The organism is Shewanella sp. GJ50-10 (genome assembly GCF_055808815.1).
Window position 1 is genome coordinate 2,939,629 of sequence record NZ_JBVVSS010000001.1, and the last position, 22,844, is coordinate 2,962,472.

The 22,844-nt window shown below is 40.7% G+C and carries 22 protein-coding genes and 2 pseudogenes; 7 read left to right on the plus strand and 17 right to left on the minus strand.

Annotated features, from left to right (window positions below; translation table 11 throughout):
* The first annotated feature begins 4 nt into the window (after positions 1 to 4).
* The 3 genes from AC0L4E_RS12315 to AC0L4E_RS12325 all read left to right on the plus strand — a co-directional run bounded on the left by AC0L4E_RS12315 (position 5) and on the right by AC0L4E_RS12325 (position 3,916).
* Entirely contained in the window at positions 5 to 3,280 is a 3,276-nt protein-coding gene (locus tag AC0L4E_RS12315; protein ID WP_473679423.1) for an efflux RND transporter permease subunit, read from the plus strand.
* 11 nt (positions 3,281 to 3,291) lie between these two features.
* A complete protein-coding gene (locus AC0L4E_RS12320; RefSeq protein WP_473679424.1) occupies positions 3,292 to 3,510 on the plus strand; it encodes a YgaP family membrane protein in 219 nt (72 codons plus the stop codon).
* A 76-nt stretch (positions 3,511 to 3,586) separates the two neighbouring features.
* On the plus strand, positions 3,587 to 3,916 hold the full coding sequence (locus AC0L4E_RS12325) for a rhodanese-like domain-containing protein (RefSeq protein ID WP_473681638.1): 330 nt from the start codon (positions 3,587 to 3,589) through the stop codon (positions 3,914 to 3,916).
* Between the two features lie 120 nt (positions 3,917 to 4,036).
* Here the strand turns inward: AC0L4E_RS12325 and AC0L4E_RS12330 are convergent, their stop codons facing one another.
* From AC0L4E_RS12330 to AC0L4E_RS12350, 5 genes and pseudogenes are all read right to left on the minus strand, one after another.
* On the minus strand, positions 4,037 to 4,498 hold the full coding sequence (locus AC0L4E_RS12330) for a GNAT family N-acetyltransferase (RefSeq protein ID WP_473679425.1): 462 nt from the start codon (positions 4,496 to 4,498) through the stop codon (positions 4,037 to 4,039).
* 96 nt (positions 4,499 to 4,594) lie between these two features.
* Positions 4,595 to 5,170 carry a CBS domain-containing protein gene (locus AC0L4E_RS12335; protein WP_220754777.1) on the minus strand — a complete coding sequence of 192 codons (576 nt, stop codon included), beginning with the start codon at positions 5,168 to 5,170 and terminating at the stop codon, positions 4,595 to 4,597.
* A 256-nt stretch (positions 5,171 to 5,426) separates the two neighbouring features.
* Positions 5,427 to 5,963, minus strand: coding sequence for a YaeQ family protein (locus tag AC0L4E_RS12340; RefSeq protein ID WP_473679426.1), 537 nt, complete (start codon positions 5,961 to 5,963; stop codon positions 5,427 to 5,429).
* Between the two features lie 141 nt (positions 5,964 to 6,104).
* Positions 6,105 to 7,045, minus strand: a pseudogene (locus tag AC0L4E_RS12345) (precorrin-2 dehydrogenase/sirohydrochlorin ferrochelatase family protein).
* Positions 7,046 to 7,425: 380 nt separating this feature from the next.
* Positions 7,426 to 7,743 carry a putative signal transducing protein gene (locus tag AC0L4E_RS12350; RefSeq protein WP_220754780.1) on the minus strand — a complete coding sequence of 106 codons (318 nt, stop codon included), beginning with the start codon at positions 7,741 to 7,743 and terminating at the stop codon, positions 7,426 to 7,428.
* 130 nt (positions 7,744 to 7,873) lie between these two features.
* On the opposite strand from AC0L4E_RS12350, the gene AC0L4E_RS12355 reads away from it, so the two are divergent.
* On the plus strand, positions 7,874 to 8,272 hold the full coding sequence (locus AC0L4E_RS12355; protein ID WP_473679427.1) for a DUF3224 domain-containing protein: 399 nt from the start codon (positions 7,874 to 7,876) through the stop codon (positions 8,270 to 8,272).
* Complete coding sequence (locus AC0L4E_RS12360; RefSeq protein ID WP_473679428.1) at positions 8,269 to 8,490, plus strand: hypothetical protein; 222 nt, start codon at positions 8,269 to 8,271, stop codon at positions 8,488 to 8,490. Before AC0L4E_RS12355 ends, AC0L4E_RS12360 begins: the two co-directional genes overlap by 4 nt.
* A 156-nt stretch (positions 8,491 to 8,646) precedes the next feature.
* Here AC0L4E_RS12360 and secF read toward each other — a convergent pair whose 3' ends face one another.
* The 6 genes from secF to AC0L4E_RS12390 form a co-directional block, all read right to left on the minus strand.
* A complete protein-coding gene (secF, locus tag AC0L4E_RS12365; RefSeq protein ID WP_473679429.1) occupies positions 8,647 to 9,594 on the minus strand; it encodes a protein translocase subunit SecF in 948 nt (315 codons plus the stop codon).
* A gap of 13 nt (positions 9,595 to 9,607) precedes the next feature.
* Positions 9,608 to 11,458 carry a protein translocase subunit SecD gene (gene secD, locus AC0L4E_RS12370; RefSeq protein WP_473679430.1) on the minus strand — a complete coding sequence of 617 codons (1,851 nt, stop codon included), beginning with the start codon at positions 11,456 to 11,458 and terminating at the stop codon, positions 9,608 to 9,610.
* 17 nt (positions 11,459 to 11,475) lie between these two features.
* Positions 11,476 to 11,808, minus strand: coding sequence for a preprotein translocase subunit YajC (gene yajC, locus AC0L4E_RS12375; protein ID WP_153913152.1), 333 nt, complete (start codon positions 11,806 to 11,808; stop codon positions 11,476 to 11,478).
* A 31-nt stretch (positions 11,809 to 11,839) separates the two neighbouring features.
* Positions 11,840 to 12,973 (minus strand): tRNA guanosine(34) transglycosylase Tgt, encoded by a 1,134-nt coding sequence (gene tgt, locus AC0L4E_RS12380; RefSeq protein ID WP_220754786.1) that lies wholly within the window; start codon positions 12,971 to 12,973, stop codon positions 11,840 to 11,842.
* A gap of 144 nt (positions 12,974 to 13,117) precedes the next feature.
* On the minus strand, positions 13,118 to 14,158 hold the full coding sequence (gene queA / locus AC0L4E_RS12385) for a tRNA preQ1(34) S-adenosylmethionine ribosyltransferase-isomerase QueA (protein ID WP_473679431.1): 1,041 nt from the start codon (positions 14,156 to 14,158) through the stop codon (positions 13,118 to 13,120).
* A gap of 223 nt (positions 14,159 to 14,381) precedes the next feature.
* Positions 14,382 to 14,579 carry a hypothetical protein gene (locus tag AC0L4E_RS12390; protein WP_473679432.1) on the minus strand — a complete coding sequence of 66 codons (198 nt, stop codon included), beginning with the start codon at positions 14,577 to 14,579 and terminating at the stop codon, positions 14,382 to 14,384.
* 180 nt (positions 14,580 to 14,759) lie between these two features.
* Between AC0L4E_RS12390 and AC0L4E_RS12395 the strand changes: the two genes are divergently transcribed.
* Both AC0L4E_RS12395 and AC0L4E_RS12400 read left to right on the plus strand, forming a co-directional pair.
* Positions 14,760 to 15,356: an acyl carrier protein phosphodiesterase gene (locus tag AC0L4E_RS12395; protein ID WP_473679434.1), complete on the plus strand. Its 597-nt coding sequence runs from the start codon at positions 14,760 to 14,762 to the stop codon at positions 15,354 to 15,356.
* 114 nt (positions 15,357 to 15,470) lie between these two features.
* Positions 15,471 to 16,130 (plus strand): RluA family pseudouridine synthase, encoded by a 660-nt coding sequence (locus AC0L4E_RS12400; RefSeq protein ID WP_473679435.1) that lies wholly within the window; start codon positions 15,471 to 15,473, stop codon positions 16,128 to 16,130.
* A gap of 100 nt (positions 16,131 to 16,230) precedes the next feature.
* On the opposite strand, the gene sstT is transcribed toward AC0L4E_RS12400, so the two are convergent.
* The 6 genes and pseudogenes from sstT to AC0L4E_RS12430 all read right to left on the minus strand — a co-directional run.
* Entirely contained in the window at positions 16,231 to 17,454 is a 1,224-nt protein-coding gene (gene sstT, locus AC0L4E_RS12405) for a serine/threonine transporter SstT (RefSeq protein ID WP_473679436.1), read from the minus strand.
* 420 nt (positions 17,455 to 17,874) lie between these two features.
* A complete protein-coding gene (locus tag AC0L4E_RS12410; protein WP_473679437.1) occupies positions 17,875 to 18,753 on the minus strand; it encodes a chemotaxis protein in 879 nt (292 codons plus the stop codon).
* 87 nt (positions 18,754 to 18,840) lie between these two features.
* Positions 18,841 to 20,358 (minus strand): phospholipase D family protein, encoded by a 1,518-nt coding sequence (locus tag AC0L4E_RS12415; protein WP_473679438.1) that lies wholly within the window; start codon positions 20,356 to 20,358, stop codon positions 18,841 to 18,843.
* A gap of 122 nt (positions 20,359 to 20,480) precedes the next feature.
* A complete protein-coding gene (locus AC0L4E_RS12420; protein ID WP_473679439.1) occupies positions 20,481 to 20,951 on the minus strand; it encodes a phosphatase domain-containing putative toxin in 471 nt (156 codons plus the stop codon).
* A 119-nt stretch (positions 20,952 to 21,070) separates the two neighbouring features.
* Positions 21,071 to 22,399 carry a DEAD/DEAH box helicase gene (locus AC0L4E_RS12425; protein ID WP_473679440.1) on the minus strand — a complete coding sequence of 443 codons (1,329 nt, stop codon included), beginning with the start codon at positions 22,397 to 22,399 and terminating at the stop codon, positions 21,071 to 21,073.
* A 187-nt stretch (positions 22,400 to 22,586) separates the two neighbouring features.
* Positions 22,587 to 22,766 (minus strand): annotated as a pseudogene (locus AC0L4E_RS12430) (hypothetical protein); the annotation flags it as partial.
* Positions 22,767 to 22,844 lie beyond the last annotated feature (78 nt).

The window sequence follows — 22,844 nt, forward strand, 5'->3', positions numbered from 1 at the left end:
CATCATGACTGAACCTACATCTCTTGGTATCTCAGGTAAAATAGCTAACGCCTTTCAATCGAGTGCGATTACCCCATTATTAGCATTATTGGCGTTATTACTGGGCCTTTTTGCCACTGTGATTACCCCAAAAGAAGAAGAGCCACAAATAGATGTCACCTTTGCTGATGTTTATATTCCTTATCTTGGCGCTTCTCCTGAAGAAGTGTCTAGACAAGTCACCTTACCCGCCGAAAAAATCATTTCTGAACTTAAAGGAATAGATACTTTATATTCATTTTCGATGAATGACGGTGCATTAATTATTGCAGTGTTTGATGTGGGTGTACCTCGTGATCACGCCATCGTTAATTTGTATAATCAGCTGCAATCTAACCAAGATAAATTTAACAATGCTGCAGGAATTGGCACGCCTTTAATTAAGCCTCGCGGCATTGATGATGTTCCAATTGTTGGCTTAACCTTGTGGTCAAAAGATCCTCAGGTGAATGCAGAAGATCTCACCATTATCGCGACTGAACTTGAAAATGAGTTTAAGCGCGTTAAAGGTACCCGTGAAATCTACTCTATGGGCAGACAAGAACTTACTGTTAACGTCAGACTAGACCCGTTAAAAATGAATCATTATGGGGTAAGTTTTTCAGACTTAAAGCAAGTCCTTACCGATAATAATCAGATATCTATGCCCGGTGATTTGGTACAACAAAACCAAGTTATCAAAGTTCAAACTGGTCAATTCTTGCAAACCATTGATGATGTAAGTCAATTGATTGTCAAAGTGAGTAACGCTGATAAGCAATCTCAAGCTAGCCCTGTCTATTTATCCGATATTGCTCAAATCAGCTTAAAAGCTGATATCGCCACCAACAATGTATGGCATGTTGACGCAACGGGGACTTATCCAGCTGTAACGCTCGCTATCGGAAAACAAAGTGGCGAAAATGCCGTTGAGATTACCGAACAGATCATGACACGTTTAGCAAAAGTCGATAATGTGCTGATCCCAGATAATATCGAAGTCACAGTTTCCAGAAACTACGGTGAAACCGCAGGAAATAAAGCCAATACCCTTATATTAAAATTGATGTTTGCCACGATGGCTGTTGTGCTGCTGGTATTAATCACCATGGGTAAGCGAGAAGCCTTAGTGGTAGGCATCGCCATAATTGTCACTCTAGCAATGACCTTATTTGCATCTTGGGCATGGGGGTTCACCCTCAATCGAATCTCCCTATTTGCACTCATATTTTCCATTGGCATATTGGTTGATGATGCCATTGTGGTGGTTGAAAATATCCATCGTCATATGGCAATGGGCAACAAAAACATAAAAGAGCTGATCCCATTAGCTGTTGACGAGGTTGGCGGTCCGACGATTCTAGCCACGTTTACTGTAATTGCAGCACTTATGCCAATGGCATTCGTTTCTGGCCTTATGGGGCCTTATATGAGCCCTATCCCTATTAATTCTAGTATGGGGATGCTTATCTCTTTGGTTGTGGCATTTGTTGTTACTCCTTGGCTGAGCTTGAAACTGCTGAGACACAGCAATGATAAGCCCTGCAATGCTCAGCACAGTAACTCTAAACAAACCAACTCTCAGCAAATCAGCTCAGAAAAAACTAAATCAGAAAATAGTGATAGCAAGTTACAGCGCTTATTCACCCAACTAATGAGTCCTTTTCTTATCGGTGAAAAAGCAGGGTTAGCTCGCTTAGGCTTAGCGGGCGGAATCTTATTATTAATTGCTATGGCAGTTGCTCTGCCTGTTGGACAAGCTGTTATTTTGAAAATGCTGCCATTTGATAATAAATCTGAGTTTCAAGTGTTAGTCGATATGCCTGAAGGAACTCCTGTAGAGCAAACCCAGCGAGCTCTTAAGGACTTAAGTGACTACTTACTGAGTGTTGAAGAAGTTGAGCACCTGCAACTTTACGCAGGCACTCATGCCCCAATCAACTTTAATGGTCTAGTTAGACATTACTTTATGCGACAAAGCCAAGAGTTAGGTGACATACAAGTTAACTTGGTGGATAAGTCTGAGCGAAGTCGTGACAGCCACGAAATCGCTACCTCAGTTCGCGCTAAACTGCACGAAATTGCCAAGCCTTACCAAGCAAATGTAAAAATAGTCGAAGTGCCACCTGGGCCACCAGTATGGTCACCGATATTGGCAGAAGTTTATGCACCAACGACACAACTGCGTGAGCAAACTGCAAATGCGTTAGAGCAGCGATTTAAGCAAACTGAACACGTGGTTGATGTTGATATTTATCTGCCAAGTAACGCTGCTCATTGGCGTTTACATATCGATAGAAGTAAAGCCCAGCTATTAGGACTGCATTACTCGGATATTGTCGATACGATCTCAACAGCAATAAATGGCAGTGATGTGAGTTATTTACACAATAAAGACTATCAATTACCCGTGCCGATCCGCCTACAAGCGAGTGAAGAATCAAAGCTTAATTTGCAGCAAATACTCGCATTAAGATTAACCAATGCAACTGGGGTGAGTATTAGTTTAAGTGAAGTCGTCACAATAGATCACGGCAACATCAATACACCGATTATTCATAAGAATATGGTGCCGATGATCATGGTCGTTGCAGATATGGCGGGACCAACTGATAGTCCGCTTTATGGCATGTTCAGCATGTTTGCGGGCATTGAAGATGATAATGACTCAGGTGTTAACCCTTATCCAATAAAACAGCATTTGATTCATCAACCTGACGGTTTAGATGAAGTCGCCATTTTATGGGATGGAGAATGGAAAATTACCTATGAAACCTTCAGAGATATGGGAATTGCATATGCCATCGGGATGATAGCTATTTACTTGCTGGTTGTAGGCCATTTCAAGTCTTATCTCGTCCCTCTTGTGATAATGGCTCCTATTCCATTAACCATCATAGGCGTTATGCCAGGTCATGCTTTGTTGGGAGCCCATTTCACCGCACCGTCGATGATAGGCATGATTGCACTAGCTGGCATTATTGTCCGTAACTCAATCCTGTTAGTGGACTTTATTAAGCTAGAGACCGCCAAAGGCATGCCACTTGAACAAGCGGTGATTCAATCTGGTGCCGTGCGCGCTAAGCCCATCATGTTAACCGCATTTGCAGCGATGATCGGTGCGCTATTTATTATTGATGACCCAATCTTCAATGGCTTAGCAATCAGTTTAATTTTCGGTATTTTTATATCGAGCATTCTTACTTTGATTGTTATTCCCATTTTGTATTTTAGTGTTATGAAAAATCGACAACCCACTTAAGGAGAAGAAGTATGTCTTTAGAACGAATCATTATGGCTTTCGCAGGATTTATGGTGTTACTGTCATTGGCATTAACCATGTGGGTGAACCATAATTTTGTCTGGCTAACTGTTTTTGTTGGCGCTAATCTATTACAAAGTGCTTTTACAGGTTTCTGCCCTGCTGCGATGGTATTTAAAAAGCTAGGTGCAAAACCTGCAGCCGAATTAGCTAACTTACAAAAAGAATGAAGGATTAATTGTGCAACAAGATAAATTAAGCTTTTTTCAAAGAGCCATATTACTGATTTTATGTAGCGTCTCATTGATGTTTGCAGTCAATGCAAACGCTCAAGGTATGAGCCCTAGTGTGGCATGGGATAAAATTAATGCCGGTGCATTAGTACTTGATGTGCGCACAGAGCAAGAGTTTGCTGCAGGCCATTTGGAAGGAGCGGTCAATATCCCTTTCGAATTGGTGTTAACACACTTAACTAAGCAAGGTTTATCAAAAGACACCGCTATCGTACTGTATTGCCGCAGTGGTAGACGCAGTGGCATTGCCAATGGTGATCTAGTTAAAGCTGGCTTTACACAAACTTATAATGGTGGCGGACTTGAAATGTTACAGGCTCATTTAAAGCAAAGCGCTAACTAATATTTACTATTTGCACTTTTAAATAGCATCAAAAAAGCCTCACTTGTCTAAAACAAATGAGGCTTTTTTAATACAGTAACGACTAGCAAATCTATTAATGGCTTTAGATTATGAGATAACTTACAACTTTTTCACCATTGGGATACAGGCTAGTTCAATGCCTCTTGGAGAATGAAAGATAGCTTGTTTACTACCTTCAAAACCACAAACACGGTAAAAATTAGCCGCATTTAACGATGCATCTAACATCAGCTTTTTACATTTAGCCTGCTTAGCCTGTGCTTCTAGATGTTCGAGCATTTTTCTACCTAAACCTTGACCAAAGGACTCAGGACGAACAAACATAGCGTCCACCATTCCGCTGTTAAGATCTATCATGCCAACACCAACAACTTTATCAGCTATTTCAGTCACAAAACCGTGTTTGGCAAAGTCATGAATAAACGCTTCAGGTACATCACCCTCGGTCCATTTAAGTAATACGTCAGCGCTATAATGCCCTTTACATTGGGATAAAATAGCAAGATTGCGGATCTCAAATGCATCTTTGGCATCTGCCATCGTTGCTTTTCTAATTTGCATATTCACTCCATGTAATAAACTTTATTACACATTAATGATTACTTATATGAAAAACAACACGTTATTGACATCACTTTAGCCTATACAATAAATACGTTAGCTGGCCACTTTCACCTTTTCAATACTGTCTGCGATTTCCATAAAACTCGGATTTAAGTTCACATCCACAGGTAACTTGAGTTTACGGACAATATCATTAGCTGAAATAAGCCCTCTAATAACACCTAACTGTTCGTCGACAACTAAACAATGTTGATGCTGAGAATGTTTCAAAGTATCAATCACATCGCTAATACGAGCTTTAGAAAGTTCCTGATAATCAATCGCCTTTAACGCATCTTTTGGCAACATAAAATCAGATAACAATAACTGTTCTCTTGGAAAGCCTTGTGCAACATGCTTTTGCATTTCTTGACTATGCAGCATTTGTAAGCTGACTAACCCCATAAAGTGACCTTTTTCATCAATCACTATTTTAAGCCTGACATGGGATTGCTTCATCAAATGTTCCACATCTACAGCTGCAGTGTTTAATTTAATGACTAAAGGTTTGAGGGTTTTAAAATCGGTAAAAACAGCAGAGGCGGCAGAGAATAAATTAATATGCTCGGCCACTTCCGGCCGAGCGAGTAGATCTATTTTTTCAACAGCTCGTAATGATAGCGTCTTCATTGTCACATCCTTCATAGACTGAACTAATACAAAATCCAATTTGTTATCGAGTCTATTGTTAGATGTTTCAATCAGTATCTTTAGAAGATAGTTATGGCGGCCAAATGCATATAGTTCTGAAGCATATTATTAAAGTCGATATGCTGTTTAAACACTGACACCACAAAAGCTGGTGTAAACCCAATTTAGAAACAGTACGCGTCTGTGTAACAAAGACAAGTTAACGGTTAAATTATAGTCTACTTTTTTAGCGCTGTTACTTTAAACGCTCTGGCTGGATCATTAAGCTATTAGTGTCATCAGACAACCAAATTTCCCCGTCGCTGATACTCACTTGAATTTTCATATTGCGAGCGACAAATACTTCCATTGCTTTAACGCTGTCTTCATCGATATTGAATACTGATAAGTTCTTATATCGCTGTAAAGCTTGCTCATTTTGTTGCCACCAAATCGGCACACTGCGACCAGCATAAGTAATTAACTGAACCTGCTTAGAGCGCCCACAGGCTTTACGAAGCCATTTTTCATCGGCTTGACCGAATTCAATCCAAAGATTGATTTCATCAGATAAACTTTTTTCCCACAGCTCAGGTTCGTCATCTACGCAAAGGCCTTTACTGAATTGCAAAGAGTCTGAAGCATTCATGATAAAAGCTAGAATTCGCACCATCATGCGACTGTCAGTTTCTGAAGGGTGCTGAGCAATCGTTAATTGATGATCTGCATAGTAATGTCTATCCATATCAGCAATTTGAAGTGCTGCTTTAAAGACCGTAGCTTTAGGCGCCATGAGGGTTCCATTCAAATAAAAAAACCGAGTTTATACTGTTTAACGTCAGTATGAAACTCGGTTTAACTGAAGCTAACTATAAACAAGGTTTATTTGATTAATTAACTCATTTAAGTTTGCCAAATTAACGCTTTATCAATGTTATAAAGCGCCAGGTTGTAGATGTTTAGCCATAGGGAAATGTGCTTTTAGTTTATTGAGCTTCTCTTGGTTAACTACCAATAACATTCTATCGCCGTGCTGGTATTTAGTTGAAATGATGCTTAGCGACGGTATAGGCTCACGGCTAGCATCACGCCGAACAAGCTCATTAATATCGGTAACAGATTTATTATCTATTTCCATAAGATGACTTTCTGCATTATCGGAATAAAAAGTATCTATTTTTTGCAGTAATGGCATCGCAGCAATTGGCAGCATTGCCGCATTATCATTTTCATTGAAGAGTAAAATTTCACCTTCTGCGCCATAACTACCAAAAGCATCTTGATAATGGCTTTCTGTCACGCCATCAAAGCGATCGCTGTTCAAATTAAAGAAACGTTCCCAGAATAATCTGCGCTCTTTACCTGATGTTATTTTTTGTTGTACTTCTATGCGCTTAGAAGCGACGAAATCAAATAAGGGGCTTAAGGATTGCGGCAGCAAAGTTTCGAGGCGTGAACGAATAGTACGAGCAAATACAGGTGCAGCGCCAGCCGTGCTTATGGCAACCACTAATCTGCCTCTGTCCACAATTGATGGGGTAATGAATCTACAGAAACTTGGGTTATCTACTACATTAACCCAAATGCCTTTTTGACTGGCGATTACAGCATAATCCATATTCAGCTGTTCATTAGCTGTGGCCATGTAAATCACATCATAATCAGCAATATCATCAGACTGTACTTCACGGCGATGTAATTTGATTCGGCCTTTTTTTCATAAACGCTAATCTCATCTGCGATATTTGGAGCGATAACATCTATTTCGGCTTCTGTACGAGACAATAAATCTAACTTTCTGGTTGCTACCTCACCCGCGCCAACAATTAATACATTTAGATTTTTTGTATCCACAAACAATGGAAAGTATTGCATTTATTCGTCTCGAAATATCAACATAGGCTGACTATAACCAATTTAACAAAGGATTGTCCTAGTCAATTTGGCTATCAAAGATAATCATTTATTATGATCCAACTAGGGCCTGTTGATCTTTGCCGGTTAAATTTTGTTCGAAATAAAAGCGTTTTAATTGAGGCGGATGGATTGATGCCTAGTCATCTAAGCAAAATTCATCCAACAAAGAGTAAAACACTTTTAGTCGAACCCATTGGGCAGCGTTTGTTGGCCATTTTTATTGCGTTATCAACTTTTTATGTAGAATAACTACACCACAAAGTCTCTACCTTATATAAATGGCCAACAATTCGCTGCAAAAACAACCTTGAAAAATCAACAGGCCCTAAATAATATTTTTAATTGTGTGGGGTGCTTTGAGGAGAGCTACATTGCCAACATAACTCAAAACTGCCGTCGTTCATTTCATGACAATGTAAACATTGCCACTCAGGGCGATCCATATCGTGGGATTCAAGAATAGTTTGCGCTTTTTCTAATTGATTTTGGTTAACCCATAAATCAACAGTTTGCATTTCCGCAGGGAGTTCACCCACGCCACCAACAAGTGCTTCACCTGTTAGCTCGACAGTAATGCCATTGGTTTCCAATAACCCTTTCCAAGTGTGTGCTTGAAGTAAGTTTCCACCGGTTAATAATACTTTTCTATCTTCCATTATTATTCCTACTGCTATTGCTCTGCTGGCAAATTTTTAATTATCCTACTTGGAAATGGTTCTTGCTGTCGAGCATTGATTAAACTTTATACTCAATATATGCTCATGTTAGTTCTAAGAGGAGAACAATATGAACCTTCAAATATCAGGCATTTTTCAAATCACCAGCTGGGATGAAACCACCGATATCCAGCACCCTGATGGCGCGAAACAGACGTCTGCCAGTATTACACAAATGTATTCCGGCGATCTAGAAGGCGTGAGTCAGCCCAAATATATTATGTGTTATACCGCCGACGGAATGGCGGTATTTTGCGGTTATGAGAACGTAGAAGTCAGTATCAACGGTAAGTCTGGCAGCTTCGTATTACAACATGATGGTAAGTTCGAAAATGGCGTGGCGAGTAGCCGTTTTATGATAGTGCCAAATTCAGGCCAAGGTGAGTTAGTTGATATTCAAGGTCATGGCACATTTACCTCTGGTGAAAAAGGCCAAGCTCAATACCAATTAGAAATAAGCCAATTATGATCCCCTTTGCAATAAGTCGACTACATACAGAGTATGGCATTATTAGAGCCCAAGGTTCATGGCATGCTCAATTGGTGACCAATACCCAACTAACCAGCTTAGAACAACTCTCAACGGACGGTTGGGTAAAACTCGATGTCTCTCACCCTGCCAATAGCCAGTTCATTGCAGTTATCTCCCCTTTGGTTCATCAACACTTGTTATCTCAAAACAGTTAATACACCGAATATTTCATTTCCAGATAGTCAAATTTGCAGATGCTTTTATTTAGAGATTTGGGACATATAAAAAAGCCACTCTATTGAGTGGCTTTTTTTGATTTTTTTCATAAAGCTGAGTTATTTAACACATTATTGTATTAAACATAGCAATGACTAAGGCATAACTGCGTCTTGGTCAGCGCCTTCTTTTTCAATCTCAACTGGCATCATATGTTCACGACAGATACCTAGTTTAACCGCTAGGAAGCTTGCTACGTAAATAGATGAGTATGTACCCACGAAGATACCGCAAAGCAATGCTGTTGCGAAACCGTGGATCATGGTGCCACCTTTGAGGAACAATGCAATCACTACTACAAGGGTTGTCCCCGTTGTAATAATGGTACGGCTCATTGTTTGAGTAATCGACTTATTGACGACTTCAACAGGGCCACCTTTACGCATCTTAAGGAAGTTTTCACGAACACGGTCATATACAACAATCGTATCGTTCAATGAATACCCCACAACGGTGAGCAAACCCGCTAATACCGTCAAATCGAACTCAAGTTGTAAGATTGAGAATACACCCAAGGTTACGATAACGTCATGCGCTAGAGCGGCAACAGAGCCCATTGCAAGGCGCCATTCGAAACGGAATGAAACGTAAATAAGAATACAAATTAACGCAACAATAACCGCTAAACCACCTTGTTCGGCTAACTCTTTACCCACTTGTGGGCCAACAAACTCAACACGCTTTTGAATCACGCTCGAATCTATAGATTGAGCGCCTTTCATGACAGCATTAACTTGGTCATCACTTTTAAGATCTTCAAGTACCGGAAGGCGAATTAGCACATCTCGGCTAGAACCAAAGTTTTGAACCACTGCACCATCGGATTCTTCTGTGTTAAGTTGGCCGCGCAGCTCAATCAAATCGACAGGCTTTGAAAACTCAAGTTCAACAACAGTACCACCAGTGAAATCAAGTCCCCAGTTAATACCTTTAATTCCTAATGATGCTAATGATGCGATAACCAGTACCATTGATAAGATACTGATTGGCATTGCATGCTTTAAGAAGTTGATTGATTTCTTTACTGAAAATATTTGTAACATGGTCAACGTCTCCTTAGATAGACAGTTTCTTAACGCGTTTACCACCCCACATAAGATTCACGATAACACGTGTTCCTACAATAGAAGTAAACATTGACGTTGCGATACCTATCATCAGAGTTACTGCGAAGCCTTTAACGGCACCAGTACCTACAGCAAATAGAATCAATGCAGTCATGAACGTAGTAATGTTCGCATCAGCAATGGTTGAGAATGCGTTAGCATAACCTTCATGAATTGCTTGCTGAACACTACGGCCAGCCAGTAACTCTTCACGAATACGCTCAAAAATGAGTACGTTACCATCTACTGCCATACCGACAGTCAGAACCATACCAGCAATACCAGGAAGAGTTAAAACTGCACCCGGGATCATTGACATAACACCTACAACCATCACTAAGTTAGCAGTTAGTGCAAGGTTAGCAATCACACCAAAGGCACGGTAATAAATCAGCATGAAAATAAGCACAACAATCATGCCCCAAATCATCGCTAATTTACCATTTTCGATGTTTTCTTTACCTAGGCTTGGACCAATTGTACGTTCTTCAACGATAGTCACTGGCGCAATCAATGCACCTGCACGAAGTAATAGTGCAAGGCTTTGCGCTTCAGCATGGTCAAGACCATTAATCACGAAGTTACGACCAAGACGCGCCTGAATGGTAGCGACAGAAATGACTTCTTCAATCTTAGTCATTTTCACTGTGCCATCAGGGTTACGTTGTCCGCTGTCTTTGTACTCAATGAATAAAGTCGCCATTGGATTACCAATGTTGTCTTTAGTCACGTTCGAGAAAATATTACCGCCTTTAGCATCAAGGTTAATCGATACTTGTGGACGACTGTATTCATCAAAAGAAGGTTGAGCACCAGTGATATGATCACCTGTTAGCATCACTTCTTTTTTCAGTACAGCAATACCGCCTGAGCGACGAGGAAAGACTTCTGAACTTGCAGGTACGCGGCCATTGGCTGCAGCTGCTTGGTCAACTTTATCGTCTACCATGCGGAATTCGATAGAAGCTGTCGCGCCAAGGATTTCTTTAGCACGAGCAGTATCTTGAACACCAGGAAGTTGAACGATAATACGTTGAGAACCTTGACGTTGTACTACAGGCTCAGCGACACCTAACTCGTTTACACGGTTACGGATAGTCGTGATATTTTGCTGTAGTGCTTCTTCCTTAATTTGTCTAAGGTAGTCTTCACTCATTGACGCATACAGTGCATAGTTTTCACCGACGCTACCGTCAGTGAATACCATTTCATTACTGAGTGATTTTAAGTAACGCTCAGCTTTGGCAAGATTATCAGCATCACGGAATTTGATTTCTAATCCTTTAGCAGTTTTACGAACACCTGCATAACGGATTTTTTCTTCACGTAATTGGCTTCTAAAGTCGGCAATTTTGGCTTCTTCCATTTTACGAATGGCTTCGCCCATATCCACTTCCATTAAGAAGTGAACACCGCCACGTAAATCAAGACCTAGCTTCATTGGCGAACCGCCCATGGCTTCAAGCCATTCTGGGGTTGCTGGCGCTAAGTTTAATGCAACGGTATATTTATCGCCTAGGCTTTCAGCAATAGCTTCTCTAGCTAATAATTGCTGCTCTGCATCTTGAACACGGACAATTAATTGACCATCTTCGAGCTCAGCGCGTTTTACCGCAATGCCTTTGCTTTCAAGTATTCCATTTACTGACGTTAGAGTTGAAGTTGTTACTTCAGCGCCACGAGTCGCCACGACTTGTACTGCATGATCCTCACCAAAAAGGTTTGGAATTGCATAGAAAGCACCAATGGTGATGACAAGCAGCACCATGATGTTTTTCCACATTGGGTATTTATTTAACACACCTGAGCCCTCTTGGCTTACAACGACTGGATAGAGCCTTTAGGCAATACCGCTGCAACATAGTCCTTTTTAATAGTGATTTGACTTGTTTCATTGATGCTCAATAAAAGGTAATCACTGTCGTCACTGATTTTAGCAATCTTGCCTAAAATGCCACCGCTTGTTAGCACTTCATCACCTTTGCTCAAAGCTGACATTAGGTTTTTGTGCTCTTTAACGCGCTTTGACTGTGGACGGAAAATCATAAAGTAGAAGATCAAGCCAAAAACTACTAGCATGAAAATCAGTTCCATCGTGCCGCCACCTTGTGGTGCGCCAGCTGCGTTTGCGTATGCATTTGAAATTAACATATTACTCTCTTCTTGTTTTCTAGATTAAAAATCAGTCTTGTAACTCTGGTACAGGAGGGACTTCACGACCCAACTTGGTATAAAAGTCCGTAACGAAGGCGTCTAATGTACCCGTCTGGATTGCACCACGCAAACCTTCCATCAAAATTTGATAGTAACGTAGGTTGTGAATGGTGTTTAAACGCGCACCTAAGATCTCATTACAGCGATCTAAGTGGTATAAATAAGCGCGTGAATAGTTCTTACAGGTGTAACAATCACAGCTTGCATCTAATGGCGCTGTATCATCGCGATGACGAGCATTACGAATTTTAATCACACCTTCTGGGGTAAATAAGTGACCATTACGGGCATTACGTGTTGGCATAACACAATCAAACATGTCGACACCACGGCGAACGCCTTCAACTAAGTCTTCAGGTTTACCTACGCCCATTAAGTAGCGAGGTTTTTCTTCAGGCAGTTGTGGACACACATGTTCTAAAATGCGGTGCATATCTTCTTTAGGCTCGCCAACGGCTAAGCCACCTACCGCGTAACCATCAAAACCGATTTCAGTTAAGCCTTTAACGCTTTCATCACGTAAGTCTTCGTATACACCACCTTGAACAATACCAAATAAAGAATTTGGATTTTCTAGGCGATTAAACTCATCACGTGAACGCTGAGCCCAACGCAGTGACATCTGCATTGATTTACGCGCTTCATCATGAGTTGCTGGATACGGAGTACATTCGTCAAAAATCATCACCACATCACTGCCAAGTGAGTTTTGAATTTGCATCGACTTTTCAGGGTCTAAGAAAATCTTTTCGCCATTGATTGGTGAACGGAAATGCACACCTTCTTCGGTGATTTTACGGATATCACCCAAGCTGAATACTTGGAATCCACCTGAATCGGTTAAAATCGGACGCTGCCAGTTCATAAAGTCATGTAAATCACCATGCTTACGCATGATTTCTTCACCTGGACGAAGCCATAAATGGAATGTGTTACCTAAAAGAATATCAGCGCCTGTTGCGCGAACTTCTTCTGGCGTCATGCCTTTAACGGTACCGTAGGTTCCTACAGGCATAAAAGCTGGTGTTTCAACCGTGCCGCGTTCAAAAACTAAACGACCGCGACGTGCGCGTCCGTCTGTAGTATCAAGTTCAAAATTCATAAATCACCTTGCCAGATAAACAGTCTGACTCGTTGTTGTTGCATAAGACATGAGGGCATAAGTTATAACTTCAAGGCTGAAGTTAAAATTCACCCAAAAAAATACCCACCTCTGTGGGCGGGTATTTTAGATCAAAATCAATCGTTACGGGGCTTTTTTCGTTAAAAACATGGCATCGCCATAGCTAAAAAAGCGGTATTTTTGTTCAATCGCATGCTGATAGGCCTTCATCACATTATCAAAACCCGAAAATGCACTAATTAACATAATCAAAGTCGATTCCGGTAAATGGAAATTAGTCACCATTGCATCAATTACTTTGAACTCGTAACCAGGGAAAATGAAGATATCAGTGTCGCCTTTAAACTCGGCAAGTGGATTATCACCGCTAGCTTTTGCTGCACTTTCAAGTGAACGCACCGAGGTGGTACCTACGGCTATAACTCTATTACCCGCAGCTTTAGTTTCAGCGATTAAATCGACAACCTCTTGAGACACTTCGGCCCACTCAGAGTGCATCACATGCTCATCGATAGTTTCAACACGTACAGGTTGGAAAGTACCCGCTCCGACATGTAAGGTCACAAAAGCAACCTTAACGCCCTTCTCTTTCAACGCTGCCAACATTGCATCATCAAAATGCAATCCTGCAGTAGGCGCAGCCACTGCGCCTGGTGTTTGATTGTAAACCGTTTGATAGCGCTCTTTATCGGTATCTTCGTCAGGGCGATCAATATACGGCGGAAGTGGCATATGACCGACTTCTTCCAAAACCTCTAAAATCGTTTTGTCAGAATTAAGCTCAAGCTCAAATAAGGCGTCATGACGCTTTAGCATTGTCATTTCATAACCGCCATCTAGAATCACAATTGAATCTACTTTAGGCGACTTAGAGCAGCGCACATGGGCTAGAATTCGTTTATCGTCGAGCATTCTTTCAACAAGAATTTCGAGTTTACCGCCAGAGGCTTTTTGACCAAATAAACGAGCAGGAATAACACGGGTGTTATTGAACACCATTAAATCGCCGCAATTTACTTTAGATAGCACGTCGGTAAATTGCTGATCAGCTAATTCGCCGCTATTGCCATCAAGGGTCAATAATCTTGATGCATTTCGCTCTGCCATTGGGTAGCGAGCAATAAGTTCATCAGGTAAATCAAAAGAAAAGTCAGCAACGCGCATATCAATACTCTTTTAAAGACAATAAAAACGGCCGCTAGTCTAGGGCTACCGACCGCTAATATCAAGTTTAGGGTACTAAATATTGTGCTATTTAGATGCAAGTAATAGTCAAAAGCTTACTTGGTTCAAGATAAAACCCAACCCAACCCAAATAGAATAAGAGATTTTTAATTTAAGTTAATAATTACAATCATTATTCAGGCTGATGTGTTATTCGTTGAGATTATTTTGAATTTGGCGATTCAAATTGATTAATGCTGCTTTCTAATTCAGCAGCAGATTTTGAAGATTGAGTATCTTCAGCCAAGGAGTTAGATTCAGGCCTAAAAGATTGCTTTTCAAAGCGAAGGTCGACATCGATCTTGGTGCGCTTGCGACTTGGCTGTTGCCCTAACACTGACATGATCCAGTTTTTCATCATCCATGATCCTTAAACCGATTTTTATAATATGACGCAACATCCTTGAAAATAATACCAATGACATTTGACTAGAAATCTATATGATTGAAACTAGACTTAAAAAACTCGTCAGTGGCGTTTAGCTTTTCTATGCGTGGTTAAGCATCATACTGAAAAACTCAAAAATTAAAAGTACAAAATATGAACTTTCTTGCTCACCTACATTTAGCCGATATCAGTAATACTCATTTGGCAGCAAATCTTGCTGGTGACTTTGCAAAAGGCGATATAAAACACTTCCCTAAGGCTTTACAGCAAGGCATTTGGCTACATAGGCAGATAGACCAAATTACCGATAGCCATGAAATAATTGTGGACTTAATTAAGCAGTTTCCAAAATCTTCTCGAAGAGTCGCTCCCATACTGGTTGATTTAGCTTTTGATCATTACTTAGCCTATTACTGGGATGAATATCATCAAGAGTCATTAGCTGATTTTACTAAAAAAGCCTATCACAGCCTCGAGACAACATCAGACTTGCCAGAAAAGCTACAACAAATAGCGCCAAACATCATTGAACAAGACTGGCTTTCAGCTTATCAGACCAAACAAGGGATGAATAAAGCTATTGAAGGGGTTAGCCGTCGTATTTCGAAGCCGGACTTATTCAAAACAGCCATTGCTGATGTCGATAAACTTTACGTTGATATCGAAATTGCTTTTAGAACCTTTTACCCACAGTTAATGGCCTACAGTCGTATTTACAGCAGAAAAACCCCTGAGCAGTACTTGCCTTAACTGTCATTTATCACTCCACATTCTACTTAAAATCTAATTGCTGCGTGTTAATCAATACTCGCAGCCAAAACTTTGCTAAAATACCCCACTATTTTTGTAAACCGATGCGACTTCATGCAAATTTTTGATTACCAACCACCTAGTATTCCTTGGCTCGATATCCGCTATAAAGACCGAGATATCATTGTTATTAATAAGCCTGCGGGACTGCTAGCGAACCCAGGTAAAGCACCTGCAACACACGATTGTGCAATCACTCGTGTTCAGAAGCTGTTTCCTGAAGCCATCTTAGTGCATCGTTTAGACTGTGATACTTCAGGTATTATGGTATTTGCCCGCAATAAAAAAGCTGAGTCTCACTTAAAAACCCAATTTCAAGATCGTAAAACCAAGAAGGTTTATATCGCAGAAGTTAAAGGGCAAGTTGAAAGTGACACTGGCACCGTTGATTTGTCACTGGCAGCCGACAAAACGAACCCACCTTTTCAGGTTGTTTCAGCCCAAGGTAAAACGGCAATCACTCATTATGAAGTGATTGAAAGACACCCAGAACATACACTGGTTAAACTAATGCCGGAAACTGGCCGAACTCATCAACTTCGCGTTCATATGCTTGCCTTAAACCATGTGATCCTTGGTGATGCTTTTTACGCTGATGAGAATACCATCGCATTACGAGATAGACTGAGTCTACATGCACAAATGCTAACAATTACTCACCCGTATACTCAAAAGCAGCGTACCTTTTTCAGTAAGCACCCTTTCAGCGACTAAAGATATTATTTTGAAGTGCTAACTAACCTGTAAAAAGGTTTTAAGCTCCAAACAAAAAAACCGCTCATATGAGCGGTTTTTTTAATGCTTACAATAAGCTTTAGCTGTTTTCTTTCGCTTCAGAAGCTTCACATGCCGCAGCAGTGAATACCACGTCAGTAGAACTATTAAGCGCAGTTTCAGCAGAGTCTTGAACCACACCAATAATGAAGCCTACTGCTACCACTTGCATAGCGACGTCGTTAGAAATACCGAATAGACCACACGCTAATGGGATAAGCAGTAATGAACCACCTGCAACACCTGAAGCGCCACAAGCAGAAACAGCCGCTACTACACTCAATAACACAGCAGTTAGGAAGTCTACTTGAATACCTAAAGTATTCGCAGCCGCTAAGGTCAGTACTGTAATCGTGATTGCAGCGCCGCCCATGTTAATGGTTGCACCCAACGGAATTGATACTGAATAAGTGTCTTTATGAAGTTTTAACTCTTCACATAAGGCCATGTTAACTGGGATGTTAGCCGCACTTGAACGAGTGAAGAACGCCGTAACACCACTTTCACGTAAACACTTAAGTACTAATGGATACGGATTACGTCTAATTTTCAAGTACACAATGATTGGGTTAACCACTAATGCAATAAATAGCATTGCCCCAACCAACACACCTAGCAACTGCGCGTAACCTGCTAATGCATCAAAACCTGTCGCAGCAATGGTGCCGGAAACTAAACCGAAGATACCAATAGGAGCAAAACGAATAACGAAGCGTACGATTTTAGTTACGCCATCGCTTAAGTCAGATACGATTTTTTTAGTTGATTCGCTAGCATGGTGTAAAGTGATCCCCAGACCCACAGCCCAAGCTAAGATACCAATGTAGTTACCTGTTAATAAGGCATTCACTGGGTTATCTACAATTTTAAATAGCAAAGTATTTAAAACTTCTGCGATACCTTGTGGCGGGTTAGAGCCTTCAACACCACCAGCGAGTAATAAGGTTGTTGGGAAAGCAAAGCTAAATGCCACTGCGGTTAGTGCAGCAGCTAAGGTGCCCACCAAATACAAACCAATGATTGGTCGCATATTGGTTTGGGTGTTTTTCTTTTGATTGGCAATCGATGATGCCACAAGGACGAAAACTAAGATTGGTGCTACTGCTTTCAGTGCTTCAACAAACAAACTACCTAAAAATGACACTTGAGTAGCAGCTGGAGTTGACACTGTGGCGAGAATGACACCGAGAATTATACCGACGAGAATTTGTAGCACTAAGCTACCGCTAGCGACCCGCGCTAACAGTGATTGATTTTGATTCATTGCTTGACCTATGATTATTATATTTATGGCTTTTAATAAGCTCTAATATTTGTGCGGCTTTTAATAAGCTCTGATAGGTATATATCGGATGAAATGGCTAAAGTCTAGTCTGAGTCCAAAATGATGCACTAATATTACTCACTATTCCCAAACAAACCACATTTAGCCAACATGTGGCCAATTATAGTGCAGAACCAATCTTTAGCTCATACATTGAAATAGAAGCTAATAATCTGGTTATTTTGCACCAAGAGGCATACTCATGGGCATCAAATTCAGCGCAAAACAATCTTTCGCTCATAAATTGAAATAGAAGCTAATAATCTGGTTATTTTGTACCAAGAGGCATACTCGTGGGCATCAAATTCAGCGCAGAACCAATCTTTAGCTCATACATTGAAATAGAAGCTACTCATCTGGCTATTTTGCACCACGGAGCATGGCATCAATCAATTCGTGGGCATCAAATTTAGTTAATGCTTCATCTGCGCCAACTTGCTTTGCTTGGCTCACACTGATTTCGCTAGAAAGCGATGTATGCAAAATAATATAAGCATTGGCTAAGTCTGGATTATTTTTCACTTCAAACGCCAACTCATAGCCATCTAGCCCTGGCATTTCGATATCACTCACTAAAATATTAATTGGCTTTTTTTGCTCGGCGGCATCGCGCATGATTTGCAGAGCATCATGACCGTCGGCAGTGACATCGTAGGGAATATTTATCGAGTCTAACGCATCAGATAACTGCTTACGGGCAACTTTTGAGTCATCAACCAATAAAATCCGCATTGGCTTTAATTGCTCACGCTGCACATCAGTTAAAATGGCTCGATTTGCAGCTGGATCTAATGGAAATATTTTTGCCATCAGTAACTCAACATCCAGCAACTGCACTAGCTTATTGTCGAGTCGAGTCACCCCTGTTAAAAATACATTGTGACCTAAATTTGAGGCAGGAGCTTCAATGTCGCGCCAGTTACATTCAATAATTTTATCAATCGCACGCACTAAAAAACCAATCACCATACGTTGGCAGTCGGTAATAATGATGTAACAATCTTTTTGTTCGCTGGGTTCAATGGCCTTAAAACCAATAGCTGCTGCCATATCGATAACAGCAATGGTATTTCCACGCATTGTGGCAGCACCAAGAATAGAAGGATGGGACTGAGGAATTTTAGATAACGAAGAAAACGGGACAATTTCGCGAATTTTCAGCGTGCCTAAGGCAAACTGCTGAACATGAGAGAGGTGAAAAAGTAACAACCCTTGAGATTGACTCGCTTTACTCTTCATAAACTCACCGATAATTAATATTAAACTGAGTTAATCACAGGCCTTATGACATAGCAAATAGCAAAGGAGGTAAACCATTTATCAAGCTTAAAGTTGTGACTCTATTGGCAATAACGCTAGAAAGTCGGCCATAAACTTTCGCCAAAAACCTGCACCGGGTTCAGCGTAAATCACCTTGTTATTTAGATTATCTAGCCAGACTAAATCGCCATCTTTCATAGCAAGCTCATACGCTTTACTGTCTGCTGTTTCGGCAATACCGTTTACCATATCTTTAGCAAATTGCTGATTATCAATAATTAACCCCATTTCAGTGTTAATTAGCGCTGAGCGGGGATCGAAATTAAATGAACCAACAAACACGGTAGTATCATCAATAACAAAGGTTTTGGCATGTAAACTGGTTTTACTACTTCCCTTCCAGCTTGATTTTTTCTCGGATGGGTCACCTCTGACCTCATAGATTTTAACCCCGCCCTCAACTAGTTTTTGGCGGTACTGTTGATAACCAGCATGAACCGCCAATACATCTGTTGCAGCAAGACTATTGGTCACAATGGTAACTTTTTTGCCTTCTTTCACAGCATTAATAAAGCCATTAGTTGCATCATCACCTGGGACAAAATATGGCGACACGATTAATAACTTCTGCTCAGTTTGTTCAAAGAAATAACTTAAATCATCAAGCAGTATTTTAGAATTAGCATTTTTTTCAAGTTTGTTCGGCGGGTCATATACCACCTGAGCTTCGCCCCAATACCATGCTAAGCTTTGATTTTTTAACCGCTCAAGCAATGTGCTAGCTTCAAGGCGTTTTACGTATTCATCTTCACTTAGGGTTGCTTCGAATTCTGCAACTTCGGCTTTTAATTCTTCTAGGTCAACGTTTAGCTGATTATTACCAGCCAACTGCTGAATACTGTTTACTTGCTCAGAATTCCAATAGGTATCAAATTGAGTCGATACCTCTTCAACAGCGGTTCCTATAGCAAGTACATCAAGGTCACCAAATTCGACATTTTTATTCGCAGAGAAATATTCATCACCAATGTTTCTGCCTCCAACAACGGTAATTAAATTGTCGATGGTCAATGACTTGTTATGCATTCGATGGTTCATGCGACCAAAATCAGTAATAAAAGCCAAACCACGGTAGGTGCGCTCATAAGATGGATTAAATAAACGGATAGAAATATTAGGATGATTAGCAATGGCCATTAAGCCATCATCTTTGTTCGCCGTTGTCATATCATCGAGTAAAACCCGCACTCTTACGCCGCGCTCTGCTGCGTTATACAAAAACATGGTTAAGATTTTACCGGTTTCATCGTTGCGATAGATGTAATATTGCAAATCAACACTCTCACGAGCACCTTCAATCATTGCAAGTCTTGCGATAAAGGCATCTATGCCGTCAGGTAAGGCTTTGATGCCTGTTAAGTGCGGTTTTTGTTGCGATTCAATATAATTTGCGAGAGGAGTATCTGTTGCTGGGGTAAGCTTATATTGCTTTTCAAGAGGCTCAAATTCTACCTTAGAGGCACACCCCGATACGATAAAAGCAAACACATAGCAAAATAGTAATATGTATTTATTTTTAAGCATCAAGGTTCCCTTTCCTGAAATTTATTTCGCTTTGTAGCGATTAAGCTATTCTAAAACTTATCTTTTAAACTAGTCTAATAAGCTAATATCACCAACTAGTTTAATAACATACGACCAGTTTATTAATCTTGCAATGCGTACAGCACGTCAAAGACCAGTTGATCCCAGCCTTCTGAACTAAAAGCGATATCACGAACACTGCGAACTTGGCTGACGGCATGTACTGGCGCTGCGCCGTTATCCATCAAGTAATACGCCATCATAATACCGGTTCTGTCTTTACCTGAGCGGCAATGGATCAACACAGCAAGGTTATCGGCTTCACATTGACGAATGAACGCCAGCGCTTTAGGTGCTTGCTCAGTACAAATAGCAACATCGCCCTCTTGCGGCGGTATGTTTCTAGAAAAAGGGGTGCATAAATAGCGAAGGCCTAAGTTCTCTAACTCTGCTTTATCGACACCTTCGCCGTTATTGAGCGACAAGATTGCTCCAATCCCTGATGCTTTAAGTTCAGCTAAATTCCATTCATCTTTATTTGGGCCGCTGCGACCAGCAATGACTCCATCTACTAACCAAAATAACTGCTTCATATTTGATGGTTACTCTTAATCTATTACTTGGATGTATTAACTGTTTGGGTTATTAAAAATAGTCTAACGCCAATGATTTAAATCTCAGAGTGTAAAGTCTGAGATTTTATTAAAAGTCGCTATTTGGAACTGTCTTTGTTTGAGCTACCAGCCCAAATATCAACATTCACAGGGGCTTGTTTTTTCTTCTTTTTCTTACCCGTACCTGCAGGTTTTGCCATTGGCTTTTCTACAGCAAACTCATCATCTGGCATTTCTTCATCAGGTTCGAATCCAACAAAAGTTTCGCGCTCTAAGCAAATCTTGTTCTTTTTCTCGATGATGCCGAAATGATGATAATCAGCATGGGCAATAAGCGATAACGCTAGACCTACTTCACCAGCACGACCACTACGGCCAATACGGTGCATGTAATCTGCAGGGCTTCTTGGAAGATCAAAGTTAATCACAACGGGTAACTTTTCAATATCTAAGCCACGTGCAGCAATATCGGTGGCAATTAACACTTCAATATCACCAGCTTTAAAGCCATCTAACACTCGGTTACGCGCGCCTTGACCTTTATCACCATGGAAGACTTCAGCGGTAATCCCGCGCTTTGATAATTTATCGGCTAAATGCTTACAGCTGTTTTTTGCATTGACAAATATCAGCGCTTGGCGCCATTTATTTTGCTTAATTAACTCAGCGAGTAATGCAGTTTTCTTTTCACGGTTTACCGTAAATACTCGTTGTACCAAAGTACTGGCATCAGCGCTTTGAAGCTGAATTTCGACAGGTTCTTGCAGCAGACTGTCTGTCAGTGTACGAACTTCTTCTGGGAAAGTGGCAGAAAATAACAAGGTTTGTTTTTTCTGCGGCATTAACGCTAACAAGGCTGAAAGCTCTTCAGTGAAGCCAAGACTTAACATTCTGTCTGCTTCATCGAGTACCAGTGTTTCAATTTTATCAAGCTTAATGGCATTGCTTGAAATCAAATCCAGTAAACGCCCTGGCGTCGCGACTAACACATCGGTACCGCCACGAAGCGCTAACATCTGTGTATTGGCAGATACCCCACCAAATACAGCAGTCGATTTAATCGCACCGTTAAAATAAACAGCGTAAGACTTAACACTGTCAGCAACTTGTTTAGCAAGCTCGCGAGTCGGCACTAGCACCAAAGCAGACACAAAATTACCTTTGTCTTTTTTAGTGTTTAATTGCGCTTGATGAATTTTTTGCAGAATGGGCAACACAAAAGTCGCAGTTTTACCTGAACCTGTATTGGCACCCGCTAATAAATCTTTTCCTGCAATCACACTTGGAATCGCTTGCTCCTGAATAGGTGTTGGCGTTTTATATTCCATTTCCGCAAGACGGTTAGTGATCGGTGCGATTAAACCTAGTTCGGCAAAACCAGTGGCACTCTTTTGCAAGTTTTCAGGTGAATTATTAGCTGATGTCATTAAATTAGGATGCTCAAATATAAATAAAAATTGAATATAACTTTGGCAGTTATTTTAGCTTATTTGAGCAGCTTAAGTTAGCGATATTGCGCATGCTATGCGCAATTTATGGGCTGAATGTACTTTATAGGCGACTTTGAGTGACTTAAGTTGAAGATTGATTGATGAAATCTCACTATTGTTGTTTTTATATTCTAGGGCCTGTTGATTTTTCAAGGTTGTTTTTGCAGCGAATTGTTGGCCATTTATACAAGGCAGAGAGTTTGTGGTGTAGTTACTCTACATAAAAAGTCGATAACGCAGTAAAAATGGCCAACAAACGCTGCCCAAAGGGTTCGACTAAAAGTGTTTTACTCTTTGTTGGATGAGTCTATATGAATAAAGAGGTCCTTAGATGACTAGGCATCAATCCATCCACCTCAATTAAAATACTTTTGCTTCGAAC

Bases quoted from the DNA above. Each gene is read 5' to 3' on its own strand.
- AC0L4E_RS12315 (WP_473679423.1), top strand. From the start codon at position 5: ATGACTGAACCTACATCTCTTGGTATCTCAGGTAAAATAGCTAACGCC.
- AC0L4E_RS12320 (WP_473679424.1), top strand. From the start codon at position 3,292: ATGTCTTTAGAACGAATCATTATGGCTTTCGCAGGATTTATGGTGTTA.
- AC0L4E_RS12325 (WP_473681638.1), top strand. From the start codon at position 3,587: ATGTTTGCAGTCAATGCAAACGCTCAAGGTATGAGCCCTAGTGTGGCA.
- AC0L4E_RS12330 (WP_473679425.1), bottom strand. From the start codon at position 4,498: ATGCAAATTAGAAAAGCAACGATGGCAGATGCCAAAGATGCATTTGAG.
- AC0L4E_RS12335 (WP_220754777.1), bottom strand. From the start codon at position 5,170: ATGAAGACGCTATCATTACGAGCTGTTGAAAAAATAGATCTACTCGCT.
- AC0L4E_RS12340 (WP_473679426.1), bottom strand. From the start codon at position 5,963: ATGGCGCCTAAAGCTACGGTCTTTAAAGCAGCACTTCAAATTGCTGAT.
- AC0L4E_RS12350 (WP_220754780.1), bottom strand. From the start codon at position 7,743: ATGGAAGATAGAAAAGTATTATTAACCGGTGGAAACTTACTTCAAGCA.
- AC0L4E_RS12355 (WP_473679427.1), top strand. From the start codon at position 7,874: ATGAACCTTCAAATATCAGGCATTTTTCAAATCACCAGCTGGGATGAA.
- AC0L4E_RS12360 (WP_473679428.1), top strand. From the start codon at position 8,269: ATGATCCCCTTTGCAATAAGTCGACTACATACAGAGTATGGCATTATT.
- secF (WP_473679429.1), bottom strand. From the start codon at position 9,594: ATGTTACAAATATTTTCAGTAAAGAAATCAATCAACTTCTTAAAGCAT.
- yajC (WP_153913152.1), bottom strand. From the start codon at position 11,808: ATGTTAATTTCAAATGCATACGCAAACGCAGCTGGCGCACCACAAGGT.
- tgt (WP_220754786.1), bottom strand. From the start codon at position 12,973: ATGAATTTTGAACTTGATACTACAGACGGACGCGCACGTCGCGGTCGT.
- queA (WP_473679431.1), bottom strand. From the start codon at position 14,158: ATGCGCGTTGCTGACTTTTCTTTTGATTTACCTGATGAACTTATTGCT.
- AC0L4E_RS12390 (WP_473679432.1), bottom strand. From the start codon at position 14,579: ATGATGAAAAACTGGATCATGTCAGTGTTAGGGCAACAGCCAAGTCGC.
- AC0L4E_RS12395 (WP_473679434.1), top strand. From the start codon at position 14,760: ATGAACTTTCTTGCTCACCTACATTTAGCCGATATCAGTAATACTCAT.
- AC0L4E_RS12400 (WP_473679435.1), top strand. From the start codon at position 15,471: ATGCAAATTTTTGATTACCAACCACCTAGTATTCCTTGGCTCGATATC.
- sstT (WP_473679436.1), bottom strand. From the start codon at position 17,454: ATGAATCAAAATCAATCACTGTTAGCGCGGGTCGCTAGCGGTAGCTTA.
- AC0L4E_RS12410 (WP_473679437.1), bottom strand. From the start codon at position 18,753: ATGAAGAGTAAAGCGAGTCAATCTCAAGGGTTGTTACTTTTTCACCTC.
- AC0L4E_RS12415 (WP_473679438.1), bottom strand. From the start codon at position 20,358: ATGCTTAAAAATAAATACATATTACTATTTTGCTATGTGTTTGCTTTT.
- AC0L4E_RS12420 (WP_473679439.1), bottom strand. From the start codon at position 20,951: ATGAAGCAGTTATTTTGGTTAGTAGATGGAGTCATTGCTGGTCGCAGC.
- AC0L4E_RS12425 (WP_473679440.1), bottom strand. From the start codon at position 22,399: ATGACATCAGCTAATAATTCACCTGAAAACTTGCAAAAGAGTGCCACT.